20 protein-coding genes are annotated in these 20,581 nt (G+C 41.2%); all 20 read right to left on the bottom strand.

Features of this window, described 5'->3' with window-relative positions; genetic code table 11:
- Positions 1-6: 6 nt before the first annotated feature.
- Positions 7-1,515, bottom strand: coding sequence for a uroporphyrinogen-III C-methyltransferase (cobA, locus tag O3607_RS08105; protein WP_371443663.1), 1,509 nt, complete (start codon positions 1,513-1,515; stop codon positions 7-9).
- A complete protein-coding gene (gene hemC, locus O3607_RS08100) occupies positions 1,512-2,450 on the bottom strand; it encodes a hydroxymethylbilane synthase (protein WP_024066659.1) in 939 nt (312 codons plus the stop codon). The genes cobA and hemC overlap by 4 nt, the downstream gene beginning before the upstream one ends.
- Before the next feature lie 4 nt (positions 2,451-2,454).
- The gene (gene hemA / locus O3607_RS08095) at positions 2,455-3,726 is read right to left on the bottom strand and encodes a glutamyl-tRNA reductase (RefSeq protein ID WP_371443662.1); all 1,272 of its coding nucleotides are present in this window, start codon (positions 3,724-3,726) and stop codon (positions 2,455-2,457) included.
- Positions 3,695-4,342, bottom strand: coding sequence for a bifunctional precorrin-2 dehydrogenase/sirohydrochlorin ferrochelatase (locus O3607_RS08090; protein WP_371443661.1), 648 nt, complete (start codon positions 4,340-4,342; stop codon positions 3,695-3,697). The genes hemA and O3607_RS08090 overlap by 32 nt, the downstream gene beginning before the upstream one ends.
- A gap of 57 nt (positions 4,343-4,399) precedes the next feature.
- Positions 4,400-5,185, bottom strand: coding sequence for an RNA-binding protein (locus O3607_RS08085; RefSeq protein WP_005385583.1), 786 nt, complete (start codon positions 5,183-5,185; stop codon positions 4,400-4,402).
- A gap of 2 nt (positions 5,186-5,187) precedes the next feature.
- Entirely contained in the window at positions 5,188-5,982 is a 795-nt protein-coding gene (gene proC / locus O3607_RS08080) for a pyrroline-5-carboxylate reductase (RefSeq protein WP_371443660.1), read from the bottom strand.
- A gap of 26 nt (positions 5,983-6,008) precedes the next feature.
- Positions 6,009-6,506: a cell division protein SepF gene (locus tag O3607_RS08075; protein WP_009351152.1), complete on the bottom strand. Its 498-nt coding sequence runs from the start codon at positions 6,504-6,506 to the stop codon at positions 6,009-6,011.
- A gap of 51 nt (positions 6,507-6,557) precedes the next feature.
- The gene (locus O3607_RS08070) at positions 6,558-7,244 is read right to left on the bottom strand and encodes a YggS family pyridoxal phosphate-dependent enzyme (protein WP_156719958.1); all 687 of its coding nucleotides are present in this window, start codon (positions 7,242-7,244) and stop codon (positions 6,558-6,560) included.
- A gap of 130 nt (positions 7,245-7,374) precedes the next feature.
- On the bottom strand, positions 7,375-8,229 hold the full coding sequence (locus O3607_RS08065; RefSeq protein WP_371443659.1) for a polyphenol oxidase family protein: 855 nt from the start codon (positions 8,227-8,229) through the stop codon (positions 7,375-7,377).
- A 9-nt stretch (positions 8,230-8,238) separates the two neighbouring features.
- On the bottom strand, positions 8,239-9,966 hold the full coding sequence (locus O3607_RS08060) for a radical SAM protein (protein WP_371443658.1): 1,728 nt from the start codon (positions 9,964-9,966) through the stop codon (positions 8,239-8,241).
- A 137-nt stretch (positions 9,967-10,103) separates the two neighbouring features.
- Positions 10,104-10,823, bottom strand: coding sequence for a DUF421 domain-containing protein (locus O3607_RS08055; protein WP_105084899.1), 720 nt, complete (start codon positions 10,821-10,823; stop codon positions 10,104-10,106).
- Between the two features lie 12 nt (positions 10,824-10,835).
- On the bottom strand, positions 10,836-11,297 hold the full coding sequence (locus tag O3607_RS08050; protein ID WP_105084900.1) for a DUF3290 family protein: 462 nt from the start codon (positions 11,295-11,297) through the stop codon (positions 10,836-10,838).
- A gap of 168 nt (positions 11,298-11,465) precedes the next feature.
- The gene (gene ilvC, locus O3607_RS08045; protein WP_105084901.1) at positions 11,466-12,473 is read right to left on the bottom strand and encodes a ketol-acid reductoisomerase; all 1,008 of its coding nucleotides are present in this window, start codon (positions 12,471-12,473) and stop codon (positions 11,466-11,468) included.
- 184 nt (positions 12,474-12,657) lie between these two features.
- Positions 12,658-13,443, bottom strand: coding sequence for an ABC transporter ATP-binding protein (locus O3607_RS08040; protein WP_371443657.1), 786 nt, complete (start codon positions 13,441-13,443; stop codon positions 12,658-12,660).
- A gap of 11 nt (positions 13,444-13,454) precedes the next feature.
- Entirely contained in the window at positions 13,455-13,943 is a 489-nt protein-coding gene (ilvN, locus tag O3607_RS08035; protein WP_024066649.1) for an acetolactate synthase small subunit, read from the bottom strand.
- Positions 13,943-15,652 (bottom strand): biosynthetic-type acetolactate synthase large subunit, encoded by a 1,710-nt coding sequence (ilvB, locus tag O3607_RS08030; protein ID WP_371443656.1) that lies wholly within the window; start codon positions 15,650-15,652, stop codon positions 13,943-13,945. Before ilvB ends, ilvN begins: the two co-directional genes overlap by 1 nt.
- An 18-nt stretch (positions 15,653-15,670) precedes the next feature.
- The gene (ilvA, locus tag O3607_RS08025; RefSeq protein ID WP_213467196.1) at positions 15,671-16,894 is read right to left on the bottom strand and encodes a threonine ammonia-lyase; all 1,224 of its coding nucleotides are present in this window, start codon (positions 16,892-16,894) and stop codon (positions 15,671-15,673) included.
- A 41-nt stretch (positions 16,895-16,935) separates the two neighbouring features.
- Complete coding sequence (gene ilvD / locus O3607_RS08020) at positions 16,936-18,606, bottom strand: dihydroxy-acid dehydratase (protein ID WP_227721031.1); 1,671 nt, start codon at positions 18,604-18,606, stop codon at positions 16,936-16,938.
- Between the two features lie 192 nt (positions 18,607-18,798).
- Positions 18,799-18,930, bottom strand: coding sequence for a hypothetical protein (locus O3607_RS08015; RefSeq protein WP_267471744.1), 132 nt, complete (start codon positions 18,928-18,930; stop codon positions 18,799-18,801).
- A 237-nt stretch (positions 18,931-19,167) separates the two neighbouring features.
- Positions 19,168-20,571, bottom strand: coding sequence for a DASS family sodium-coupled anion symporter (locus O3607_RS08010; RefSeq protein WP_024066645.1), 1,404 nt, complete (start codon positions 20,569-20,571; stop codon positions 19,168-19,170).
- Positions 20,572-20,581: the final 10 nt, after the last annotated feature.

The following is a 20,581-nucleotide window of genomic DNA, read 5'->3' as shown; positions in this document are numbered from 1 at the left end:
ATCCTCCTAAATGTCCTTTACAATAGCATTTACCAAGCCATCAGTTGTATATACATCGCTGATGACCGCTGGTTTAAGACCTGCACTCATAGCTGTAGCAGCTGTGATAGGTCCGATACAAGCAATCTTAGTATTACCTAATAGTTTCAATGCATCATCGCCCAATAATTGGATTGTATTAGTTACTGTAGAGGAACTTGTAAACGTAATGTAGTCTACAGTACCTGCAGTTAATGCATTGATTAATGCTTCTTGTTGAGATGTATCTTGTGTCGTTTCATATAAACGCAAAATATCTACATCTATATCATGATGACGCAAAGAGCGTGGAATTACGTCGCGCGCCACTTTTGGTTGAATCAATAGTACGGAGTCCCCTGCTTTAAGTTCTTCTTCAAGAGCCTTTACGGCAGATTCAGCTTTATAGTCTACAGGAATAATATCTGGAACAATGCCGTATTTTTGAAGTTCCCGAGCTGTAGCACAGCCAATAGCTGCTACTTTAGAATTACCTAATGCACGTGTATCCTTGCCTTCTTTATAGAGAGCATCGAAAAAGTAGCGAACCCCTTCACCAGATGTGAATACGATGCATTGGTATTGTTTTGTATTATTGATGATACGACGATCTTCATCAAACAACTCTAATGGAGATGTTTTAATCGCTGCCGCTTCTACTACATTAGCACCTTGATCTGCTAATTTTTCGCGGAATGCACTAGCTTGGGAGCGAGCGCGTGTAACTACAATAGTTTTACCGAATAACGGTTTATTATCAAACCATTGTAATTTTTCACGAAGGTTAACTACATCGCCTACTACGATAATAGCTGGCGCTTTTAGTTGTGCCTTTTCTACGTCTTCCACTACATGTTCAAGGGTAGATACGAGAACTTCTTGAACTGTTTTTGTACCCCAACGAACAAGCGCTACTGGTGTAGAAGCTGGGCGTCCATAAGCCATCAATTTTTCTGCAATGGTAGGTAAATTGCCAACACCCATTACAAAGCAAAGTGTATCAACGGCTGTAGCAAGGCCTTCCCAATGAATGCCAGATACGGCTTTAGTTGGATCCTCATGACCGGTTACAACCGCAAAGGATGTAGCCATAGCGCGTTGTGTTACAGGAATACCTGCATAAGCAGGGGCTGCGATTGGAGATGTTACGCCTGGTACGAATTCAAATGGTACACCAGCTTCGCCAAGAGCCATCGCCTCTTCACCACCGCGACCGAATACGAGTGGGTCGCCGCCCTTTAAGCGTGCAACGATTTTACCTTCTTTACCTTTTTGAACTAATAACTCGTTGATTTCCCATTGGTGCATTGTGTGATCTTTACATTGTTTACCAGCGTAAATCAACTCTGCATCTGGGCGAGCCCATTCTAACAAATGAGCATCTGCTAAATAGTCATATACAATTACATCTGCTTTTTCAATGCATTCGCGACCTTTTACAGTAATGAGTTTAACATCGCCAGGGCCTGCACCGATTAGATATACCATACCTGTCATTTTATGATTCCTTCCTCTATGAGAGCATCCACAATATGTTTGCCCCCTTCTTCATATAAGGCTTTCGCAAGATTTTTACCAAGAATTTCAGCTTTTTTTGCTGGGCCAGAAATTTCTCCTTCGTATACCGTTTTACCGTCGAGGGAGGCAATCATGGCCTTTAAGGTCAATTGACCTTTATTAATAGTACCATGTACCCCCATCGGCACTTGGCAACCACCATTTAACTGACGCAAGAAGCCGCGTTCCCCTTCAACAGCATAGCGTGTAGCTTCGTCGTTAATAGGAGCTAGCATTTCAAGCATTTCCGTATCGTCAGCACGACACTCGATAGCAAGTGCCCCTTGACCAACAGCAGGAATCATTTCATCCGCTTTAAATACTTGGGTAATTTGATCATCTAAGCCCAACCGTTTAAGACCGGCTTGTGCCAAGATTACGCCATCTAGTTTTTCTGTTTCAATCTTGCTCAAACGAGTTTGTACATTACCGCGGATAACCTCGACCTTAAGGTCAGGACGGACATGTAATAATTGTGCTTGGCGACGCAAGCTACTTGTACCGACGCGAGCACCTTGAGGCAATTTATCTAATGTTTTATACACGGGGCTCACAAGCGCATCGTAAGGCACTTCACGAGCAGAGATAGCACCCAGAGTTAGCCCTTCTGGCAACTCTGTAGGCATATCTTTCAAGCTATGTACGGCGATATCAATGTCGCCTTTGTGCATAGCTTCTTCTAATTCAGCTGTAAACAAACCTTTACCACCAACTTGAGCTAGTGGTTTTTCCAAGATACGGTCCCCTTTTGTATTAAAATGAACTAGCTCGACCGTAATGTTTGGGTACAGACGTTGTAACTCTGCACTAATATGTTCAGCCTGCCATAGGGCAAGGGCACTTTTTCGCGTGCCGATTCGAATATGGTCTCTCATGGCCTTAGCCTTCTTTCTCAAGATTAAACATATCTTTGAATAAATCCCAGTACAAACCTTCTTCCTCTGTACCAGCGATTTCGTTAAAGTGAATCATCGGTTCACGCAACATTTTGCGAATGATCATGCGACTCATAGAGTCCATAATACGACGCTCCTTATCGGAAATATCAGGCAATTTAGCTAATGCGCGATGTAACTCACGACGGCGAATGCGTTCTGCTTTTTCTGTGAGCAATGCCATCATAGGACGCACCGTTAAATAACTCAATTTATCTAATAATTCTTCAATGGCGTCGTGAATGATAGGCTCTGCACGACGAGCTTCCTCTTCGCGCTGTGCCTTATTTTCTTCGACTACGCTTTCAAGAGAGTCGATATTAAACAGGTAAATACCTTCCATATCTGCTACGCCGGGATCGATATCGCGTGGTACCGCAATATCAATCATAACGATTGGCTCACCTTTGCGAAGGGAGGTAATTTTCTTTGCTTCACGTTCAGTAATAATATAGTGCGGCGCCCCTGTAGATGTGATGAGGATATCTGCATCTTTAGCGTAATCTACAAAGTTATCGAGCTTAACAGCTTTACCATTAAATCGCTCTGCTAAAGCCTCTGCCTTGGTAAAGGTTCTATTGGATACAAAAATCGTTTTTACGCCCTTTGCTTGTAAGTGCGTTGCGGTCAACTCACTCATGGTGCCAGCACCTAAGATGAGTACCGTCGCCTCAGATAATGGTTTATCTAAACTATCCTCAGCGAGGTTAACAGCCGTATAGCTCACAGATACTGGCGTATTAGCAATACCTGTATTCGTGCGAACCTTTTTACCAACGCTGATAGCGCGTTGGAACAAAATATTGAAAATCGTGCCTGTGCAACCTACGCTATAAGCCTGAATATAAGCCCCTTTTAATTGGCTCAAAATTTGACCTTCCCCCAGCACAAGGGAATCAAGACTTGCAGATACACGGAATAAATGCTCAATACAATCTCGTTCTTCATAATAGAAAAACGCATCTTCATCGATGTGGTCGGCACCTTTTAAATCCTTTAACACGGCCAACATATATTCTTTAGGGAACTCTACACCTTCTAAGGCCGCATAGATTTCAGTTCTATTACATGTAGACAAAATAACACATTCTGCTACACAGTCGAATTCATAGAGGCGGTTCAGTGCTGAAGCGACCTCGTCCTTATCAAACGAGAAACGTTCACGCACCGCAACAGCAGCACTTCTATGATTTAGACCTAATACCACTAATTTCATGGTCAAGTTTCTCCTCTATAGTCATCCACTCTCCCTTGAGAATGGCTTCAAATGTTTCTACAGTCAGATGGTTTCGCCAAAATTTCTGTCGAGCCTCTGGAGTAGGAAGTAGTAACTTTACTTCTTCTCTAAATATTTTAAGTCTAGGCATAGCCTTTTGCAACTGACCATAACGATTCATCATATCTTGCCTTATGAGGCGATTGATACGAGGCCCTACGTTATTAGCGCTAATAGCAATATGAAGATCGCCTAGTTCAAGGGATGAAGGCACAGTAAATCTGCACGCTCTAGGGTCATCACTTCGATTAGTCCAAACGCGGTGTTTTTTCCCCATATCATATAACGTATCGTTTAATTCGCCATTATCTGTGCAGATAAAGAACAAACTGCTCGTTATAATGTGGTGTTCATCGTCCATTGTGAAAGCACGGTCGTACCAGGTGATACGATTATCCTTTGCCCATTGGCAAATCCTATCTGTTACAGTGGGAGCAATTACCACAATGTTGCACGGCTCATCAATAAAGAGCTGTATTCGTCGCTCTGCCACCTCTCCGCCGCCTACGAATAGGATTGTATCTTCTGTTGTAGGTTGAAATGTTATGGATACCATGGTTGTCCTACTATATGTAAAAAAATCGGCTTGATGGTCAAGCCGATTTTCAATTGCCTACATGAATCGTTTCAGATATACGCCGATACGCCCCTTACGAGATGTACCTGTAATGGCTTCTACCTTCATTCGGCCACGACCACGCATAGAAATCACATCCCCTTCTTTAACTTCTTGGGATGCACCCTTAGCTGGTTGCCAGTTTACTTGCAATAATCCTGCATTTATAGCGCTTACCAATTTAGTACGAGACACGCTAAAACCAGAACTTGCCACCGCATCTAAGCGCAAAGAAGCAACTGTAGTGCGGACTTCTTTAATTTTTTCTTCTTTTGGTGCAATATCTGATAGGTCAATAGCCTCTACAGATACGGAAACCATAGCGATTTTTGTGAAGTTTTGAATCACGAAGTCTGCTACACTTTCATCCACCAAAATTTGAGCGCCCCCTTGTTGAACGATAACGTCCCCAAATTTGGAGCGATCAATGCCGAGCCCCATCAAGGAGCCAAGCACATCGCGATGGGTAAGCAATCGGAACCGTGGGTCCCAATTTACCTTAAGGGCGCGAATGCCCATATCCACAGTACCATTAAAGTCGCTATCTACAAAGGCTATGCGGATACGTTCCGCCCCTTCATAGCCACCGTCGGTCTTAACGATAAGCTGTGGGTAGTTAGCCTTGATTGCGTCTGCAATGACAAGGCCTGCAGGGCTCGTAAAGTCCGCCACGCGATAAGGGCGACCTTTTACAACCTGCTCAGCCAAGTCTAGCATGCGGCGAGCTTCCTCACCACTACCACTGGCTTCAAAATATCGTATTAATTTACTAGTATCTGCCAAAATTATTTCCCCAATTCATTCGACCGAGCAAGACATGCTACTACGCCGTCTTGGAGAGCACTGCGAAGTCCACCTTTTTCCATGGCACCAATACCGGCAATGGTCGTGCCACCTGGACTTGTTACTTGATCTCGTAGTACTGCTGGATGATTGCCACTTTCAAGAGCCATCTTGCCAGCACCATACATCGTTTGAGCTGCTGCTTTGATTGCCAAGTGACGAGGCAATCCGATGCGAACGCCCGCATCAGCTAACGCATCAAGAATGACGAACATATAGCCAGGGCCCGCACCAGATAGTGCACCTAAGCGATCTAAATCAGCTTCACTTACCACCGCTACCTCGCCAACAGCCTCAAATAATGCTTGCACATCACGACCCAGGTCTGTATGTACATCATCCCCTGCAAGAGCCGTCATGCCTACACCGATAGAAGCCGGTGTATTTGGCATAGCTCTAAACCAGTTAGCTTGCGGAATCGCTGTATCTAGAGTATCTAAGGTGATACCTGCAGCAACGGAAATCATAACAGTCCCATAAGGTACTTCTTTTAACGTCTCTAATACAGATGGTAACACTTGTGGTTTTACGGCCAACAAAATCGTATTGTACTCGTTTACATTAGGCAATGTAGTAAACCCTACTACACCGAGCTCCTCAGTTAGAGCCTTACATTGTTCTTCACGACGCACGAGAATGTGTGTATCACTTGCTTTCAACACGCCATGCTGTAATGCACCGCGCAATAGAGCGCCACCCATTGAGCCAACGCCGATAAATAAGGTTTTACCTAACATCGTTGTCACCACCATTTATAGAGAAATTATTTATTGTCCCAAGCGTATTCGTTTTGCTCAGTTTTGTTGCTGTCATTATCAGAATAATCAATGGAAATGTTTACAGGTACGCACATGAAAATGTCTTTACCTACCTTTTCCAATTTGCCATCCAATGCAAAAGTCGCACCAGATACGAAGTCCACAATACGAGCTGCTTCATGAGGATCTGTATTTTCAAAGTTGATCAATACAGGACGCATGTCGCGCAATTGATGTGTAATATTTTCAGAGTCTTCAAATACTTTTGGTTCAATTACAACTACTTTCATAGCTGTTGGACGTTGTGTCATCGTAGATTGGCCTCCTACCTTGCGTGGATGAAATTCAGATGCGCCGGATACTGGAGCTACTGGAGCTACTGGTGTAGGTTCCGCTTCATATTCCTCTTCATCTTCATAGTCATAATCATCATATTCATAGTCATCATCATTTTTGCCTAAGAATAAGTTTTTTGCTTTGTCTAAATAATCTCCCAATGCCATTTGGATTTCCTCCTAATACTTAACGCTATCGATTATCAGGCAACCCAAGCCTTAATCATACACACGTTCCCCAAAAATTGCTGTGCCTACACGAACGATGTTAGCCCCTTCTTCTAAAGCGACTTCAAAGTCGTGAGTCATCCCCATAGATAAATATTGAATCTGCCCTTCTTCAAAGTAGCCCTTCATATCCTCATACAAGGCGTTTGCTACGCGGAAGATTGGACGTGCTTCCTCTGGATCATCGAAAAATGGTGCCATACACATTAAGCCCCGAACACGGACATGAGGTAATGTCTTTGCATAGTCTCGTATTTCTGGAAACTCTTCAACGGTCATGCCTGTTTTAGATGCTTCACGAGCTACATTAACTTGCAATAACACATCTTGCACCTTATCGTGCTTGGCTGCAACCTTTTCGATTTCATCTAATAATTTACGGCTGTCTACAGAATGAATTAAATCAAACATAGGCACCGCTTGACGCACCTTATTGACCTGTAAATGACCAATCAAATGCCATGTCAATTGTGGACCTTTATAGGTAAGCTGTTTTTCTTTAGCCTCTTGTACTCGATTTTCCCCCACATGAGTAACACCGAGACGTGCGACCTCTTCCACCGCTGATACAGGGTGGTTCTTAGTAACAGCTACTAATAATGCTGTATCTACGCGACCAACGCGCGCCATAGCATCTGCCATGCGCTGCTGTATAGCGTGTAGGGATTCTTCAATCATGTGATTCCCCTTCAATCTATATTTAAAAACCATAAAATATATTTGTATAGACTATTCTATTATATAGTATTTAGTATTGATTGTACATCATTTAGGTCTTATAAAGCCTATAAATCTATGTATGTATATACTACCGTTCTTGTAGCATACCAAATAAAGCCATGCGGCCTGTTTTACCAGATTCCCGACGATAGGAATAACAATCTCTATCTGTTACTGTATCGGTACCGCCAATAGCGATATTTTCTTTAGGCACACCATTCACCATAAGTCCTTCGGCGATAAAGTTCCATAAGTTGATATAGGCTTTATCTAGTTTATCACCTGGATAGTTTACAATATCAGCCACACTACGGTCGGTCATACCACGCCAAGCTAATTCAAAACGTTTTCCTAACTCTACATCGACTTCAAAGGATTCTGGTCCAATGCTAGGTCCAAGATAGATATAACAATCTTTGAACTCCGTACCATACGCTTCTTTCATAGCCTCAATAGTAAGAACTGGCAAATGTCCTATCGCTCCGCGCCAGCCTGCATGTACCGTAGCGATAGCGTGATGCTTAGCATCATAAATACCTACAGCTACACAATCAGCAGTAAATAAAAATAGCGGTACATTCGGTAATTTTGTAAATACAGCATCACAATCGGCTATGGCTGTATCCTCTCCCAAGGCTCCCGCACCAACGAGATCTACTGTGATTTCTACAGCTTTTAAACCATGTACTTGATTACCACAAGAGATTCGCTCTGGTTCAACACCTAAATATTCAGCAACAATAGCACGGTTTTCACGAACATACTTAGGCTCATCCCCTACGTGAAATGCTAAATTTAGTGATTTATAGGGCTCTTGAGATACACCACCATGACGGTACGTATCACCTATTGTAATAGGAAAACGATCTGCCCAATTAGGAGTTTCATAAGACCAAGTACCATGAGGTCCTTTAACATCTATACGTTTTACAGATTGATTCATAAGTGCCTCCTATTTACATACACCACATCGCTTACAGCCTTGTACACATGGCGGTGTATACGCTTCATCCACAGAGCGCTTCCATTCCATTTCAAGATATCCATCGTCCATCCCCATGTCGAGGTGACTCCATGGTAAGAATTCATCAAAGCTTCGTTCACGATAGTTCATCTCGTCCATATCTAGGCCTGCTGCCTTCATTTCAGCCTTGAAAGACTTACTGCCACGATCTGCTGCACATGCCGCAAGAACAGCGCCAAGACGGCGATCACCACGAGCTAGTACACCTTGGATATATGCCTCTTTAGGTGATTCAACGAGCACCTCGATACGACGATTCTTTTGCAATGCTTTTTTAATATATTGAAGTTTTTTCTCTACCGTTTTTTGATTATCCATAGCCATCCATTGGAATGGTGTAAAAGGCTTTGGAATAAATGGATTGATACTGAGTGTTAAACGACCTTTACAGCCCACCTCTGCCATATGGGATTGCGTCCGTTCTGCAAGACCTACAATTGCTTCAATATCCTCGTCAGTTTCCGTTGGTAACCCAATCATAATGTAGAGTCGCATATGTTGGATACCAGATTTAGCTGATAAAGTGGCCGCATTTTGTAAATGCTCTTCGCTAATGCCCTTATTGATGACGCGCCGCAATCGTTCACTGCCCGTTTCTGGCGCAATGGTAATCGTCTTTTGCCCACTATCTGCCAAGCCATCTACAACGGCTTGCGTCAAAGAATCTGCACGCAAGGATGCGCAAGAATAACGCATATCTTTAGAACGAATATACGTAACTAACTCATCTACCTCTGGATAATCAGAAATAGCCGCGCCCATAAGACCTATCTTTTTACCTAATTTCTCTGCTCTATCTACGCCTTCTTTTAATATTTCCAAAGGTCGTACGCGAGGTACGCGGAAACAATATCCCGCCATACAGAAACGACAGTGACGACCACATCCACGGGCCACCTCGATGATATACATGGCGCCAAACTCGGTATAATTTGTAGCCACTACGGTTTCACCACCGCTAGTGAGCATTTCAAAGTGACGTTTAATTGTCTTAGGAACACCCTCTGCAATATGGTAGCCTTTAAATTCGCCTTCTTCGCTGTAAATTGGCACGTACAAGGACGGTACATACACGCCAGGCTCATTCGCTAATTGACGCAAAATCGCACAACGATCTAAACCTTCCAGTTTTCCATCGCGAATGATATCGAGCACGCGACTAACTATACCTTCCCCTTCGCCGATAATGAAAGCATCGATAAAATCAGCAAAAGGCTCTGGATTAAAGGTGGCACAAGGACCACCGGCAATAACGATAGGATCGAACTCCGTACGGTCTTTCCCCATAATTGGTACACGACCATGACGCAACATAAGAGGAATGTTGAAATAATCCATTTCAAAGGTCACGTCAAAGGCCACTACATCAAATTGATGCATAGGCCGCTGTATTTCAACACTCATCAATGATGTCTTAGTTTTATCGTACGCTTCTAATTCCTTCTTCTCAGGTAAAAAGATGCGTTCGCATACGCTATCATGACGTAAGTTGATTTCCTCATAAATAATGTGGAGGCCTAGATTACTCATGCCAACGAAATATGTATTAGGATAGACGATGGCAACCTTTTGCTCTGCATGCGGGTTAATAGTTACGCGGCTATCTTCATCTTTATAAAGTTCTTGTAATCGATCAATTAAATCTTTACGGTTCACTAATTTCCTTTCTATATAAGCCCACTACGAATAGTGGGCTTAAAAACATTTTATATATCGTTTGTATGTCTATATTTGTATGTCTATAAGAGTAGTATATAATACTTATCTTAACTATACTATAAGACCAAGAAACATTACAATTTAGATTTCAATTTATCCTTTGTATGAGAGGTCTTATCTTTAAGTGTTTTTACAATTTGAGGGCGATGTTTTTTTTCATAAGGGTAAATAACAACTTCCCCATCTTTGTATTCTGCAATGTATACATCCTTAATTTTATAGCCTTGCTTTTCAACTTCTTCTTCTAGCCAATCCTGGCCTTTTTCAATTATATCTAATGTAAAATGGTTAATTTGACCATCATCAATAAGGTCAAATTTAATATTCTCATCACCAAATTGAACTACGCTGAGCTGACCATTTTGCTCCAATACAGCACGCTTAACATCCGTAACATATTGAACACCTGCTGTACGAAGCTTTAACTTAAGCTCCGCCGCTTGAATGCCATAACGCATACATTCTTCTGTTAAGATATGACCATTTTCAATAACAATTACAGGATGTCCATCCAAAATAGTTTTAAAGAATCGGAAATTTCCTTTTAAGAACTTAAGCGTCATTACAAGTATAGTCCATAAAATGAGGACTAACATAAACTGTAAAATACCGATTTGGTCATTGTAAATAATGGCACCGATAATACCACCAAGTACATAGTTTTGTAATTGGTCCAAAGCAGAGGTTGGCGCTAAGTTGCCCTTCCCCATTAAGTTGATTTGTAAGATAATCGCCAAGAGACCGATGGCGAGTTTGGCAAAGACCATTCCATAGACGGCCATAGCTTCTGTCATTTACGCTCCTCCTTATGGTAATACGTCCGCTTTATCATGAATACGCTCTGTTGGGCTCACCTTATACACACGAGTAATTGTATAGGTTGAAAATTCTGGATTAAACTGAACCTCATAATAATCATCGCTTACCTTTAAAATCATACCATTGCGAATTTTTAAGGAGTTGACTGCTAATTGCTCACTTGGTACAGAACGATCAGCACTAAAAGAATGTAAAAATTGAGCCATACGAGAAGAGTCTTCAGAATATGTTTTCATTCGATTATACTCTTGATACTCAAGGCCTAAGAAAAATACCACTATCAAAGACAAGATGACCATTAGGTCACGATAACGACTGGTAAAGCCATTTCGCAGAACTTGTATGCCCAAAACGAGTAGTGCTAATAAAACAGCAACAAAGATAATAAAGCCCCATGTTTGGCCCCCTACAGCCAAACTTTCAACATAGGATAATGTGTAGAAATCCATATCGTTCTCCTTTCATAGATTACTTTTTATTATACCATACCTTATGCCAATATTTTCGATATAACAATGTATAGTACCAAGAAATATATTATAAAACGATAAAAAAGCGACCCCCTTAGGAGTCGCTTTGGTATGCTTTATCTTACAAGAGATTACTATATAATACTCTTATTTTAACCAGCTCATCAAGTTGCGAAGTTCTGCACCAACTGGTTCGATTGGATGGTTAGCAGCTGCTTCACGGTGTTCTTTAAGGAATTTTTGACCATTTTTGGAATCAGCCAAGAATTCATCAGCGAATTTACCGGATTGGATATCAGCCAAGATTTGTTCCATCGCTTTTTTAGTATCTGCAGTGATTACGCGAGGACCTGCATGGTAGTCACCGTATTCAGCAGTGTTGGAGATGGAGTGGCGCATTTTTTGGAAGCCACCTTCGTAGATAAGGTCTACGATCAATTTCATTTCATGTAAGCACTCGAAGTAAGCGTTTACAGGTTCATAACCAGCTTCAGTTAATACTTCGAAACCAGTTTTGATCAATTCAGTAACACCGCCACACAATACAGCTTGTTCACCGAAGAGGTCTGTTTCAGTTTCAGATTTGAAGTTAGTTTCCAAGATACCAGAACGGCCACCGCCGATACCAGATGCCCATGCCAATGCAACTTCTTCAGTGTCGCCAGATGGGTCTTTTTCTACAGCGTACAAGCAAGGAACACCGGAGCCTTCTTGGTATGTACGACGAACTAAATGACCAGGGCCTTTAGGAGCTACCATGAATACGTTTACGTCTTCACGAGGAACGATTTTGCCAAAGTGAATGTTGAAACCGTGAGCAAATGCTAAGTATGCGCCTTCTTTTAAGTTAGGAGCAATATCATTTGTATAAACGTCAGCTTGTAATTCGTCTGGAATCAATACCATAACGATGTCAGCGCCTTTAACTGCTTCAGCAGTTTCTTTTACAGTAAGACCAGCTTCTTCAGCAGCTTTCCAGCTAGAAGAACCACCGCGAAGACCGATTGTTACGTCCATACCATTTTCTTTCAAGTTCAATGCATGAGCATGACCTTGGGAACCGTAACCTAAAACTGTAATTTTTTTGCCTTCCAATTTGCTCAAATTACAATCTGCATCATAATAAACTGTAGTACCTAAAATTTTACCTGCCATACTAGACAACCTCCAAAATATATTCAATAGAATATTTAATATATATACTGTACACAATCTCACAAATAAATGCAAGATTTGTAGTGTATATCGTAATTTATCGAATAGTCAAATAGACTAATCTACAACTTAAATTTGTACCCTTTTTGTATTAAGAAAAAATGAATTACCCTAATTTTAGCTCTTATTTAACTATAATCCATGGGCGATTTTTCTCCCATACAACAGATACATCAATACCAAATACGTCGCTGAGAATTTCATCTGTTAAGATGTCCCGCTTCTTGCCTTTATACACAATGAGGCCATCTTTAATAATAGCTACATGTGTAATACTGGGCATAATCTCTTCAATTTGATGAGATACATAAACAAAAGGCTTATGTTCCTCTCGTGCCATATTCTCAACAGTTGCTAAGAATTGCTCGCGAGCAGGCAAATCAAGACCAGAGCAAGGCTCATCTAAAATGAGCAAATCTGGATTAGCCATAATAGCACGTGCTAATAATACGCGGCGCTGTTCACCAGCGGACAATGTATGAAATCTATGGCCTTCTAAATAGGATAAACCAAACTCGGATAATAGTTGCATTCCTCGTTCGCGCACCTCAGGATCTACCTTCTGATAGATACCGATACTATTAAAGGCACCAGAAATAACAACATCTTCTACGACTTGTTTATCCAAGGTAGACTGAAATTGTCCAAGCGCAGAACTAACAAAACCTAATCGCGCCTTGATCTTAGGCCATGCATATTTGCCAAATTCATGACCAAATACGCGTAATAGTCCTGTTGTAGGAATTTGGTAAGCTGGAATCATGCTGAGCATCGTCGATTTACCAGCCCCATTGAGACCTAATAAAGCCCAATTCTCCCCTTCTTCAACATGCCAATTAATGCCTTTTAAAATTTCGCGGCCGTCGCGACGAAACTTGACGTCTTCATAATGGAGTAATTCACTACTCACACAATCATCTCCTAAATCTTTTCTCCACGGCTCATTGCGGTAATGCCAGTTTTGGCAATTTCAAGGACACCATAGGTTTCCATAATTTGAATGAAGCCGCGTAATTTTTCTACGCTACCAATTACTTCGATAATCATAGAAGTAGGAGAAATATCTAGTACATTGCCACGATATACATCGGCAATTTGTACAATTTGAGAGCGTGTTGCAGCAGTTGCTTTTACCTTGATAAGCATTAACTCACGGCACACCACATCATGATCTTCAAAAACTTTAACTTTTACAACATCAATGAGCTTGTAAATTTGTTTTTGAATTTGGTCTAAGATGCGATCATCTGCCTCAACGGTGAGGGTAATACGAGCGTAGCCTGGTGTATTTGTAATACCAGATGTCATCTTTGTAACATTAAAACCACGACGGTTAAAGAGTGCCAATATACGTGCACCAATGCCTGCTGTATTTTTTGCAATTACTAAGACTTGATGTTCTCTCGCCATTATAGCACCCCTTTCTTGCCCATCATACCACTTACGGTACCGCCAGCTGGAATCATCGGCAATACATTATCTTCTCTTGCTACACGGCAATCCAAGATGATACTTTCATCAGATGTAATGAAAGATTTAAATTCTTTATTGAAATCCTCTACATTATCGATACGAGCAGCTTTCAAATCAAAGGCATCTGCCAATTTCAAGAAGTCTGGACTCACTTCCAAATCTACATAGGAGTAGCGGCGATTATTAAAGATTTGTTGCCATTGACGAACCATGCCAAGGTAACCATTGTTGATGATTAGAATTTTAATTGGCAAATTATATTGACGAACCATCATGAGTTCTTCAAAGGTCATTTGGAATCCACCATCACCAACAACAAGGATAACTTGTTTATGAGGTGCCCCCACTTGAGCCCCAATTGCAGCTGGTAAACCATAGCCCATAGTACCTGCACCACCAGATGTAACAATGGTATGAGGTTTTTTATGAGTTAAGAATTGAGCTGCCCACATTTGATGTTGGCCTACGTCAGTTACAATAACTGCATCCTCTTTGGCAATCTTGTTAAGTTCAGATAATACGTATTGTGGATGTAATACACCATCTTTAGATTCAGGAATTACCATAGGATATTCCGCTTGCCATTCACGAATTTGTCCGATCCACGCTTCATGAGTTGTAGGTTCTACAAGCGTATTAAGTTCCGTTAAAACTCTCTTTAAATCACCTACGATTGGTACGTTAATAGTAACGTTTTTATCAATTTCTGCTGGGTCGATATCAATATGAATGATTTTAGCTTTTTTACAGAAGAAATCTGGATGGCCTGTAATGCGGTCGTGGAAACGAATACCTGCAGCAATAACTAAATCTGCTTCTTCTGTGCAGTTGTTAGCCGCTACAGATCCATGCATACCCACCATACCAAGAGCAAGCTCATGGTTACCTGGGAACCCACCAAGGCCAACTAATGTATTTGTTACAGGAATTTGAGCCTTTTCTGCCAATTCCTTTAACTCATCCATAGCGCCAGATTTCAATACACCGGCACCGGCAATGATGAGCGGACGTTTCGCATTTTTAATAAGCGTAGCCGCTTTCTTAATTTGCCCTTGATGACCTTTATATGTAGGATCATAACCTTCAAGATGGATAGGTACTTCATATAATTTATTGTATTCTGTCATGGATATTTTTTCTGTTTGAATATCCTTAGGAATATCAATAAGAACAGGACCTGGACGACCTGTACTAGCAATAAAATACGCTTCTTTAATGATGCGAGGTAAATCGCGAATATCTTGAACAAGGTAGTTATGTTTTGTAATCGGCATGGTAATACCTTGGATATCTGCTTCTTGGAAAGAATCCTTACCAATAAACGGACGACCAACCTGACCAGTAATGGCCACCATAGGTACAGAATCCATGTAAGCAGTCATAATACCGGTAACAAGATTAGTTGCACCAGGACCGGACGTAGCAAGGCATACGCCTACTTTTCCAGATACGCGTGCATAACCATCTGCTGCATGGGCAGCACCTTGTTCATGACGAACAAAATAATGTTTAATTTCAGGGAAGCTATAAATTTCATCATAAATTGGAATTACTGCGCCACCTGGATAACCGAACATGTCGGTTACACCAAGGCGATGCAATGTTTCAAGGACAATGCGTGCCCCATTGATTGTTTCTGCGCTCATAGGAACCCTTTCGACCAGCTATTCAGATAAAATCTCACTGGAATTTAATCGTTTAATAATGTAACCATTATTTTTGAAAGTATCAATAATGTGTTTGATGTGTTCTTCACCATTTGTTTCTACAGTCACTTGCAATTCCACTTCATGGAAGCGGTCAAGGTTTTTAAACTGATTATGATCGAGTTTAATAACGTTTGCATCCGCATCTGCAAGCATTTGAGATACAGCAACCAATTGACCTGGTTTATCAGGAAGATTGACAGAGAAAGTGAAGATACGACCACGTAATACGAGACCTTTATTGATCATAGAGGAAATGGTAAGTACGTCGATATTCCCGCCACTGACAATGGCTACTGCCTTTTTACCTTTGCAGTCTAATTTTTTTAGACCCGCTAATGGTAAAATACCGGAGTTTTCTGCTACTAACTTATGTTTTTCTACAAGCAACAAAAATGCTTCCATCAATTCATAGTCAGAGACAGTAACAATTTCATCTACATATTTCTTAATATATTTTAATGTAGTTTCGCCGATTTGACGTACAGCTGTACCATCTGCGATAGTTGCCACCTCACTGAGCGGTACAGGATGATCTTCTTTTAGCGCAGCTATTGCACTAGCCGCGCCTTCTGGTTCTACACCAATAATTTTAATGCTAGGATTTTTTAATTTTGCCGCAGCTGCGATACCAGAAACAATACCGCCACCACCAACAGGAACTAGCAATACATCCGCATCAGGCAATTCCTCAAGAACTTCTAATGCAATTGTACCTTGCCCTTCGATAACATCTTCGTCATCAAAAGGATGGACGAACACATAGCCGTGTTCTTGTTGTAATTCCATCGCTTTTTGGTAAGCTTCATCATAAATCTCACCATGTAGAACGACTTCGGCACCATATTGTTTTGTAGCATTAACCTTGATGAGAGGTGTATGTTTTGGCATAACGATTGTCGCTTTAATGCCTAAACGTTTTGCAGCAAGCGCTACACCTTGCGCATGGTTACCGGCAGACGCGGCAATAACGCCGCGCGCCTTTTCTTCTTCTGTTAATTTTGCAATTTTATTATAGGCACCACGAACCTTAAAGGAACCTGTTATTTGCAAGTTTTCTGGCTTGATATATACATCATTGCCACTTTCATCGGAGAACACATCACTGTGAAGCAATTTTGTTTTCACCGTGATTGTGCTTAATCGCTCACGAGCCTCCATAAAATCATACAACTTATGCATGTACTCTATCTCCTCTAGTTAGTATTAATGAAAATCTACTATTAGTCTTCAAATACTTCGATAGCACCTTGTGCTGCAGAGGATACATGAAGAGCGTATTTTTTAAGGTATCCAGTTACATTGGATTTGAATGGTTTCAATGCGGCTTTACGACGAGCGATTTCTTCATCAGATACAGCCAATTCCAATTTACCGTTTGGAATATCGATATTGATAATGTCACCATCTTCAACAACGGCGATTGTGCCACCAGCCGCAGCTTCTGGAGATACGTGACCAATGGATGCACCACGTGTAGCACCAGAGAAACGACCATCAGTCAACAAGGCTACGTCTTTATCAAGACCCATACCTGCGATCATGGATGTTGGTGTTAACATTTCGCGCATGCCAGGGCCGCCTTTAGGACCTTCGTAACGGATAACTACCACATCACCTTTTACGATTTTACCGCCTGTAATAGCTTCAACAGCTTCTTCTTCGCTGTTGAATACCTTTGCTGGACCAGAGTGAACAAGCATATCTTCATCTACGGCACCTGCTTTTACAACGGAACCGTCTACAGCAAGGTTACCTTTAAGAACGGCAATACCACCTGTTTCATGAACAGGATTATTCCAAGGATGAATAACGTCTTCATCAGTTACATGAGCTACCGCTGCAATTTCACCTTGTGTTTTAAGAGCTACAGTTTTGCAATCTGTATGCAAACGACCATTTTCAGCTAAACGTTTCAACACAGCAGATACGCCGCCTGCAGCATACAAGTCTTCGATGAAGTATTTACCAGATGGAGAAAGTTTGGACAATTGAGGTGTGTTTTGTGCAATGCGATCGAAGTCGTCCAAGGACAATGGTACACCTGCTTCGTGAGCGATAGCTGGTAAATGAAGTGCTGTATTAGAGGAACCACCCAAAGCCATATCTAGAGCTACTGCATTTTCAAAGGCTTCGCGTGTCATAATGTCTTTAGGACGAAGATTTGCTTTCAATACCTCTACTGCTTGCATACCTGCTAATTTAGCAAGACGTAAACGTTCAGAGTATACTGCTGGAATTGTACCATTACCAGGAAGCCCCATACCAAGAGCTTCTGTTAAGCAGTTCATTGTATTAGCTGTGTACATACCAGAGCAAGAACCACATGTAGGACATGCTGTATTTTCGATTTCAGATAACTCAGCATCACCCATTTCACCAGTTTGATGTTTACCTACTGCTTCGAATACATCAGACAAACCGATTTTTTTACCATTATGTACGCCTGCAAGCATAGCACCACCAGACACGAATACGGATGGAATGTTTAGACGAGCTGCAGCTATCAACATACCAGGTACTACTTTATCGCAGTTTGGAATGAATACCATAGCATCAAATGGTGTTGCCATAGCTGTTGCTTCGATGGAGTCAGCAATGATATTACGAGTTACCAAGGAGTATTTCATACCGATGTGGTTCATCGCCAAACCGTCACAAATACCAATTGTATTGAACTCGATTGGCACACCACCTGCGTTGCGAATGCCGTCTTTTACGGCTTGTACAATATTTTTCAAGCCCACGTGACCAGGGATAATTTCGTTGAAAGAGTTCGCAATACCAATGACTGGTCTGCCCATTTCTTCATCAACAAAACCAAGAGCTTTTAGCAAAGATCTGTGTGGTGCACGTGCTACGCCTGTTTTTAAATTGTCACTTCTACAACTCATGTTAATCTCCTCACTTTTCTTGAAAGCATCCACTTGGACACTTTTCAACTTAATAAAAAAAGACGATTCTTATGAATCGTCTTAAAAGTTTACAAATGATATTCCTTTTGTTTACAGAATTCCTATGTACATAAACGACCTATGTATCCCTTGGAATAAATACACATAAGAAACAAACCGTATAGTCAAATCTTATTGATTGTATATTAAACCATTCGTGGAACCTTTAAGACAAAAACGTGTTAAGTTGTTGTTCATAATTCGAATGTCTTTAATAATCACGACGAGCGCGATAATCAACAAGCTAATGACTAAACCCAACATGTTTCCTCCTAAAGTAATCTGTAATCATAAAATAATAATAACACTTTATATAATGTCGTGCAATAAATATTCTATAGATTTATCATATAAATTTTTAAAGTTTACCATATATAAAAACTATAGCAATAACAATAATACACTACCTATCTAATACACATAGAAAATAAAACGATAACAAACTGCTTAATAGGTAGCGCAAATCAAAAATCCCCCACTACTGTGAGGGATTTTTGAATATTATAGAATACCGAATAGCCACATGCCAAGGGTACCGCCCCAGAAGTGAATTAAAAAGCTAACCACAGAAATAGCAAGGCCTACACGCCACCATGTTCCTTGTGGTACATAACCAGCACCGAAGAAGATTGGTGTTACACCAGAACTATAATGTGTTAATGTACAGCCAGGGCTGTTCATCAAACCAAAGAGCAAGATGGTAAATGGAATTGGTGCGCCCATTGCTACCAAGATAGCTGCAAAGGCGGAGAATAATGCTGTAATACGAGCTGTACCACTGGCAAAAAAATATTGAGAGTATACAAAGGTTGCGGAGATAATGAAAGATGCCCAGAACCAATCAATACCTACAAGATGTTGACTTACAAAATCAGCAAATACTGCAACAACACCGAGCTTGCCAAGTAAACCAGCCATACCAACGAGGGTACCCATCCAGATTAGAATATCCCAACCGGTGCGTTCACCTAGAATATCTTCCCATGTAAGGGATCCTGTAACTACACACGCAAGTACACCCATCATAGCAACTACAGTAGGATGTAACTTCGTCCAAATCGCTGTGGACCACAACAAAATACAAAGTACAAAAATAATAGCCACTGAAATTTCAGCCTTTGTAATAGGACCTAGTATATCTAGCTCTTTTTGGGCCATTACCGCTGCTTGAGGTGTCTCCTTAATTTCAGGCGGATAGATTTTATAAATAAACCAAGGCATCAAAATCATGCAAATTACACCAGGGATTACACCTGCTTGGAACCATTCCCACCATGAAATATCATAGCCAAATAATTTTGCACCTAAGGATGTAATCAATAAGTTACCACTACAAGCAGTTAAGAAGATTGTTACAGTAATGGTGTTTATCGTATGAGCCGTGGTCATCAAGTACGCCCCAATACGACGTGCCGTACTACCATTTGGCTCAGAATCAAAGGCTAACGAAATGTTTTGTACAATTGGGAAAATAATACCGCCCCCACGAGCCGTATTAGATGGCGTGGCAGGAGAAATAATAAGATCCGTACAAGCCAATGCATAAGCTAACTTTAAGGAACTAGTACCAAAGGAGCGAATCAAAGTATACGCGATACGCTTACCAAGGCCAGAATTAATAATGCCTCTAGAAAAGAATACAGCTGCTACGATAAGCCATACATTGGCTTCAGCGTAACCACCTAATGCTTGCACCATGGTAATAGAATTTGTTGCTACTGCCGCAACAATACCAAAGAGTGCCATAATACCTGTTGGCCAAGGTCGTAAAATAAAACCTACAATTGTAGCCGTGAAGATAGCTAATAAATGCCATCCTTCAGGCTTAATCGCCTCTGTATGAGGCAAGAACCAAATCACAAGTCCTACCAGTACCGTCAGTGCGGCGCGTGTAAAGGTATTCATAGAACCTCCC

It is taken from the genome of Veillonella sp. 20925_1_51 (genome assembly GCF_041431445.1).
Classification (GTDB): domain Bacteria; phylum Bacillota; class Negativicutes; order Veillonellales; family Veillonellaceae; genus Veillonella; species Veillonella nakazawae.
This window is presented reverse-complemented; position numbering and strand designations above follow the sequence as displayed.

Excerpts from the sequence above, each read along its gene's own strand:
- cobA (WP_371443663.1), bottom strand. The coding sequence starts at position 1,515 with ATGACAGGTATGGTATATCTAATCGGTGCAGGCCCTGGCGATGTTAAA.
- O3607_RS08050 (WP_105084900.1), bottom strand. The coding sequence starts at position 11,297 with ATGGATTTCTACACATTATCCTATGTTGAAAGTTTGGCTGTAGGGGGC.
- ilvC (WP_105084901.1), bottom strand. The coding sequence starts at position 12,473 with ATGGCAGGTAAAATTTTAGGTACTACAGTTTATTATGATGCAGATTGT.
- O3607_RS08075 (WP_009351152.1), bottom strand. The coding sequence starts at position 6,506 with ATGGCATTGGGAGATTATTTAGACAAAGCAAAAAACTTATTCTTAGGC.
- ilvD (WP_227721031.1), bottom strand. The coding sequence starts at position 18,606 with ATGAGTTGTAGAAGTGACAATTTAAAAACAGGCGTAGCACGTGCACCA.
- O3607_RS08065 (WP_371443659.1), bottom strand. The coding sequence starts at position 8,229 with ATGAATCAATCTGTAAAACGTATAGATGTTAAAGGACCTCATGGTACT.
- O3607_RS08070 (WP_156719958.1), bottom strand. The coding sequence starts at position 7,244 with ATGATTGAAGAATCCCTACACGCTATACAGCAGCGCATGGCAGATGCT.
- hemC (WP_024066659.1), bottom strand. The coding sequence starts at position 2,450 with ATGAGAGACCATATTCGAATCGGCACGCGAAAAAGTGCCCTTGCCCTA.
- O3607_RS08010 (WP_024066645.1), bottom strand. The coding sequence starts at position 20,571 with ATGAATACCTTTACACGCGCCGCACTGACGGTACTGGTAGGACTTGTG.
- proC (WP_371443660.1), bottom strand. The coding sequence starts at position 5,982 with ATGTTAGGTAAAACCTTATTTATCGGCGTTGGCTCAATGGGTGGCGCT.
- hemA (WP_371443662.1), bottom strand. The coding sequence starts at position 3,726 with ATGAAATTAGTGGTATTAGGTCTAAATCATAGAAGTGCTGCTGTTGCG.
- O3607_RS08090 (WP_371443661.1), bottom strand. The coding sequence starts at position 4,342 with ATGGTATCCATAACATTTCAACCTACAACAGAAGATACAATCCTATTC.
- O3607_RS08015 (WP_267471744.1), bottom strand. The coding sequence starts at position 18,930 with ATGTTGGGTTTAGTCATTAGCTTGTTGATTATCGCGCTCGTCGTGATT.
- ilvA (WP_213467196.1), bottom strand. The coding sequence starts at position 16,894 with ATGCATAAGTTGTATGATTTTATGGAGGCTCGTGAGCGATTAAGCACA.
- O3607_RS08055 (WP_105084899.1), bottom strand. The coding sequence starts at position 10,823 with ATGACAGAAGCTATGGCCGTCTATGGAATGGTCTTTGCCAAACTCGCC.
- ilvB (WP_371443656.1), bottom strand. The coding sequence starts at position 15,652 with ATGAGCGCAGAAACAATCAATGGGGCACGCATTGTCCTTGAAACATTG.
- ilvN (WP_024066649.1), bottom strand. The coding sequence starts at position 13,943 with ATGGCGAGAGAACATCAAGTCTTAGTAATTGCAAAAAATACAGCAGGC.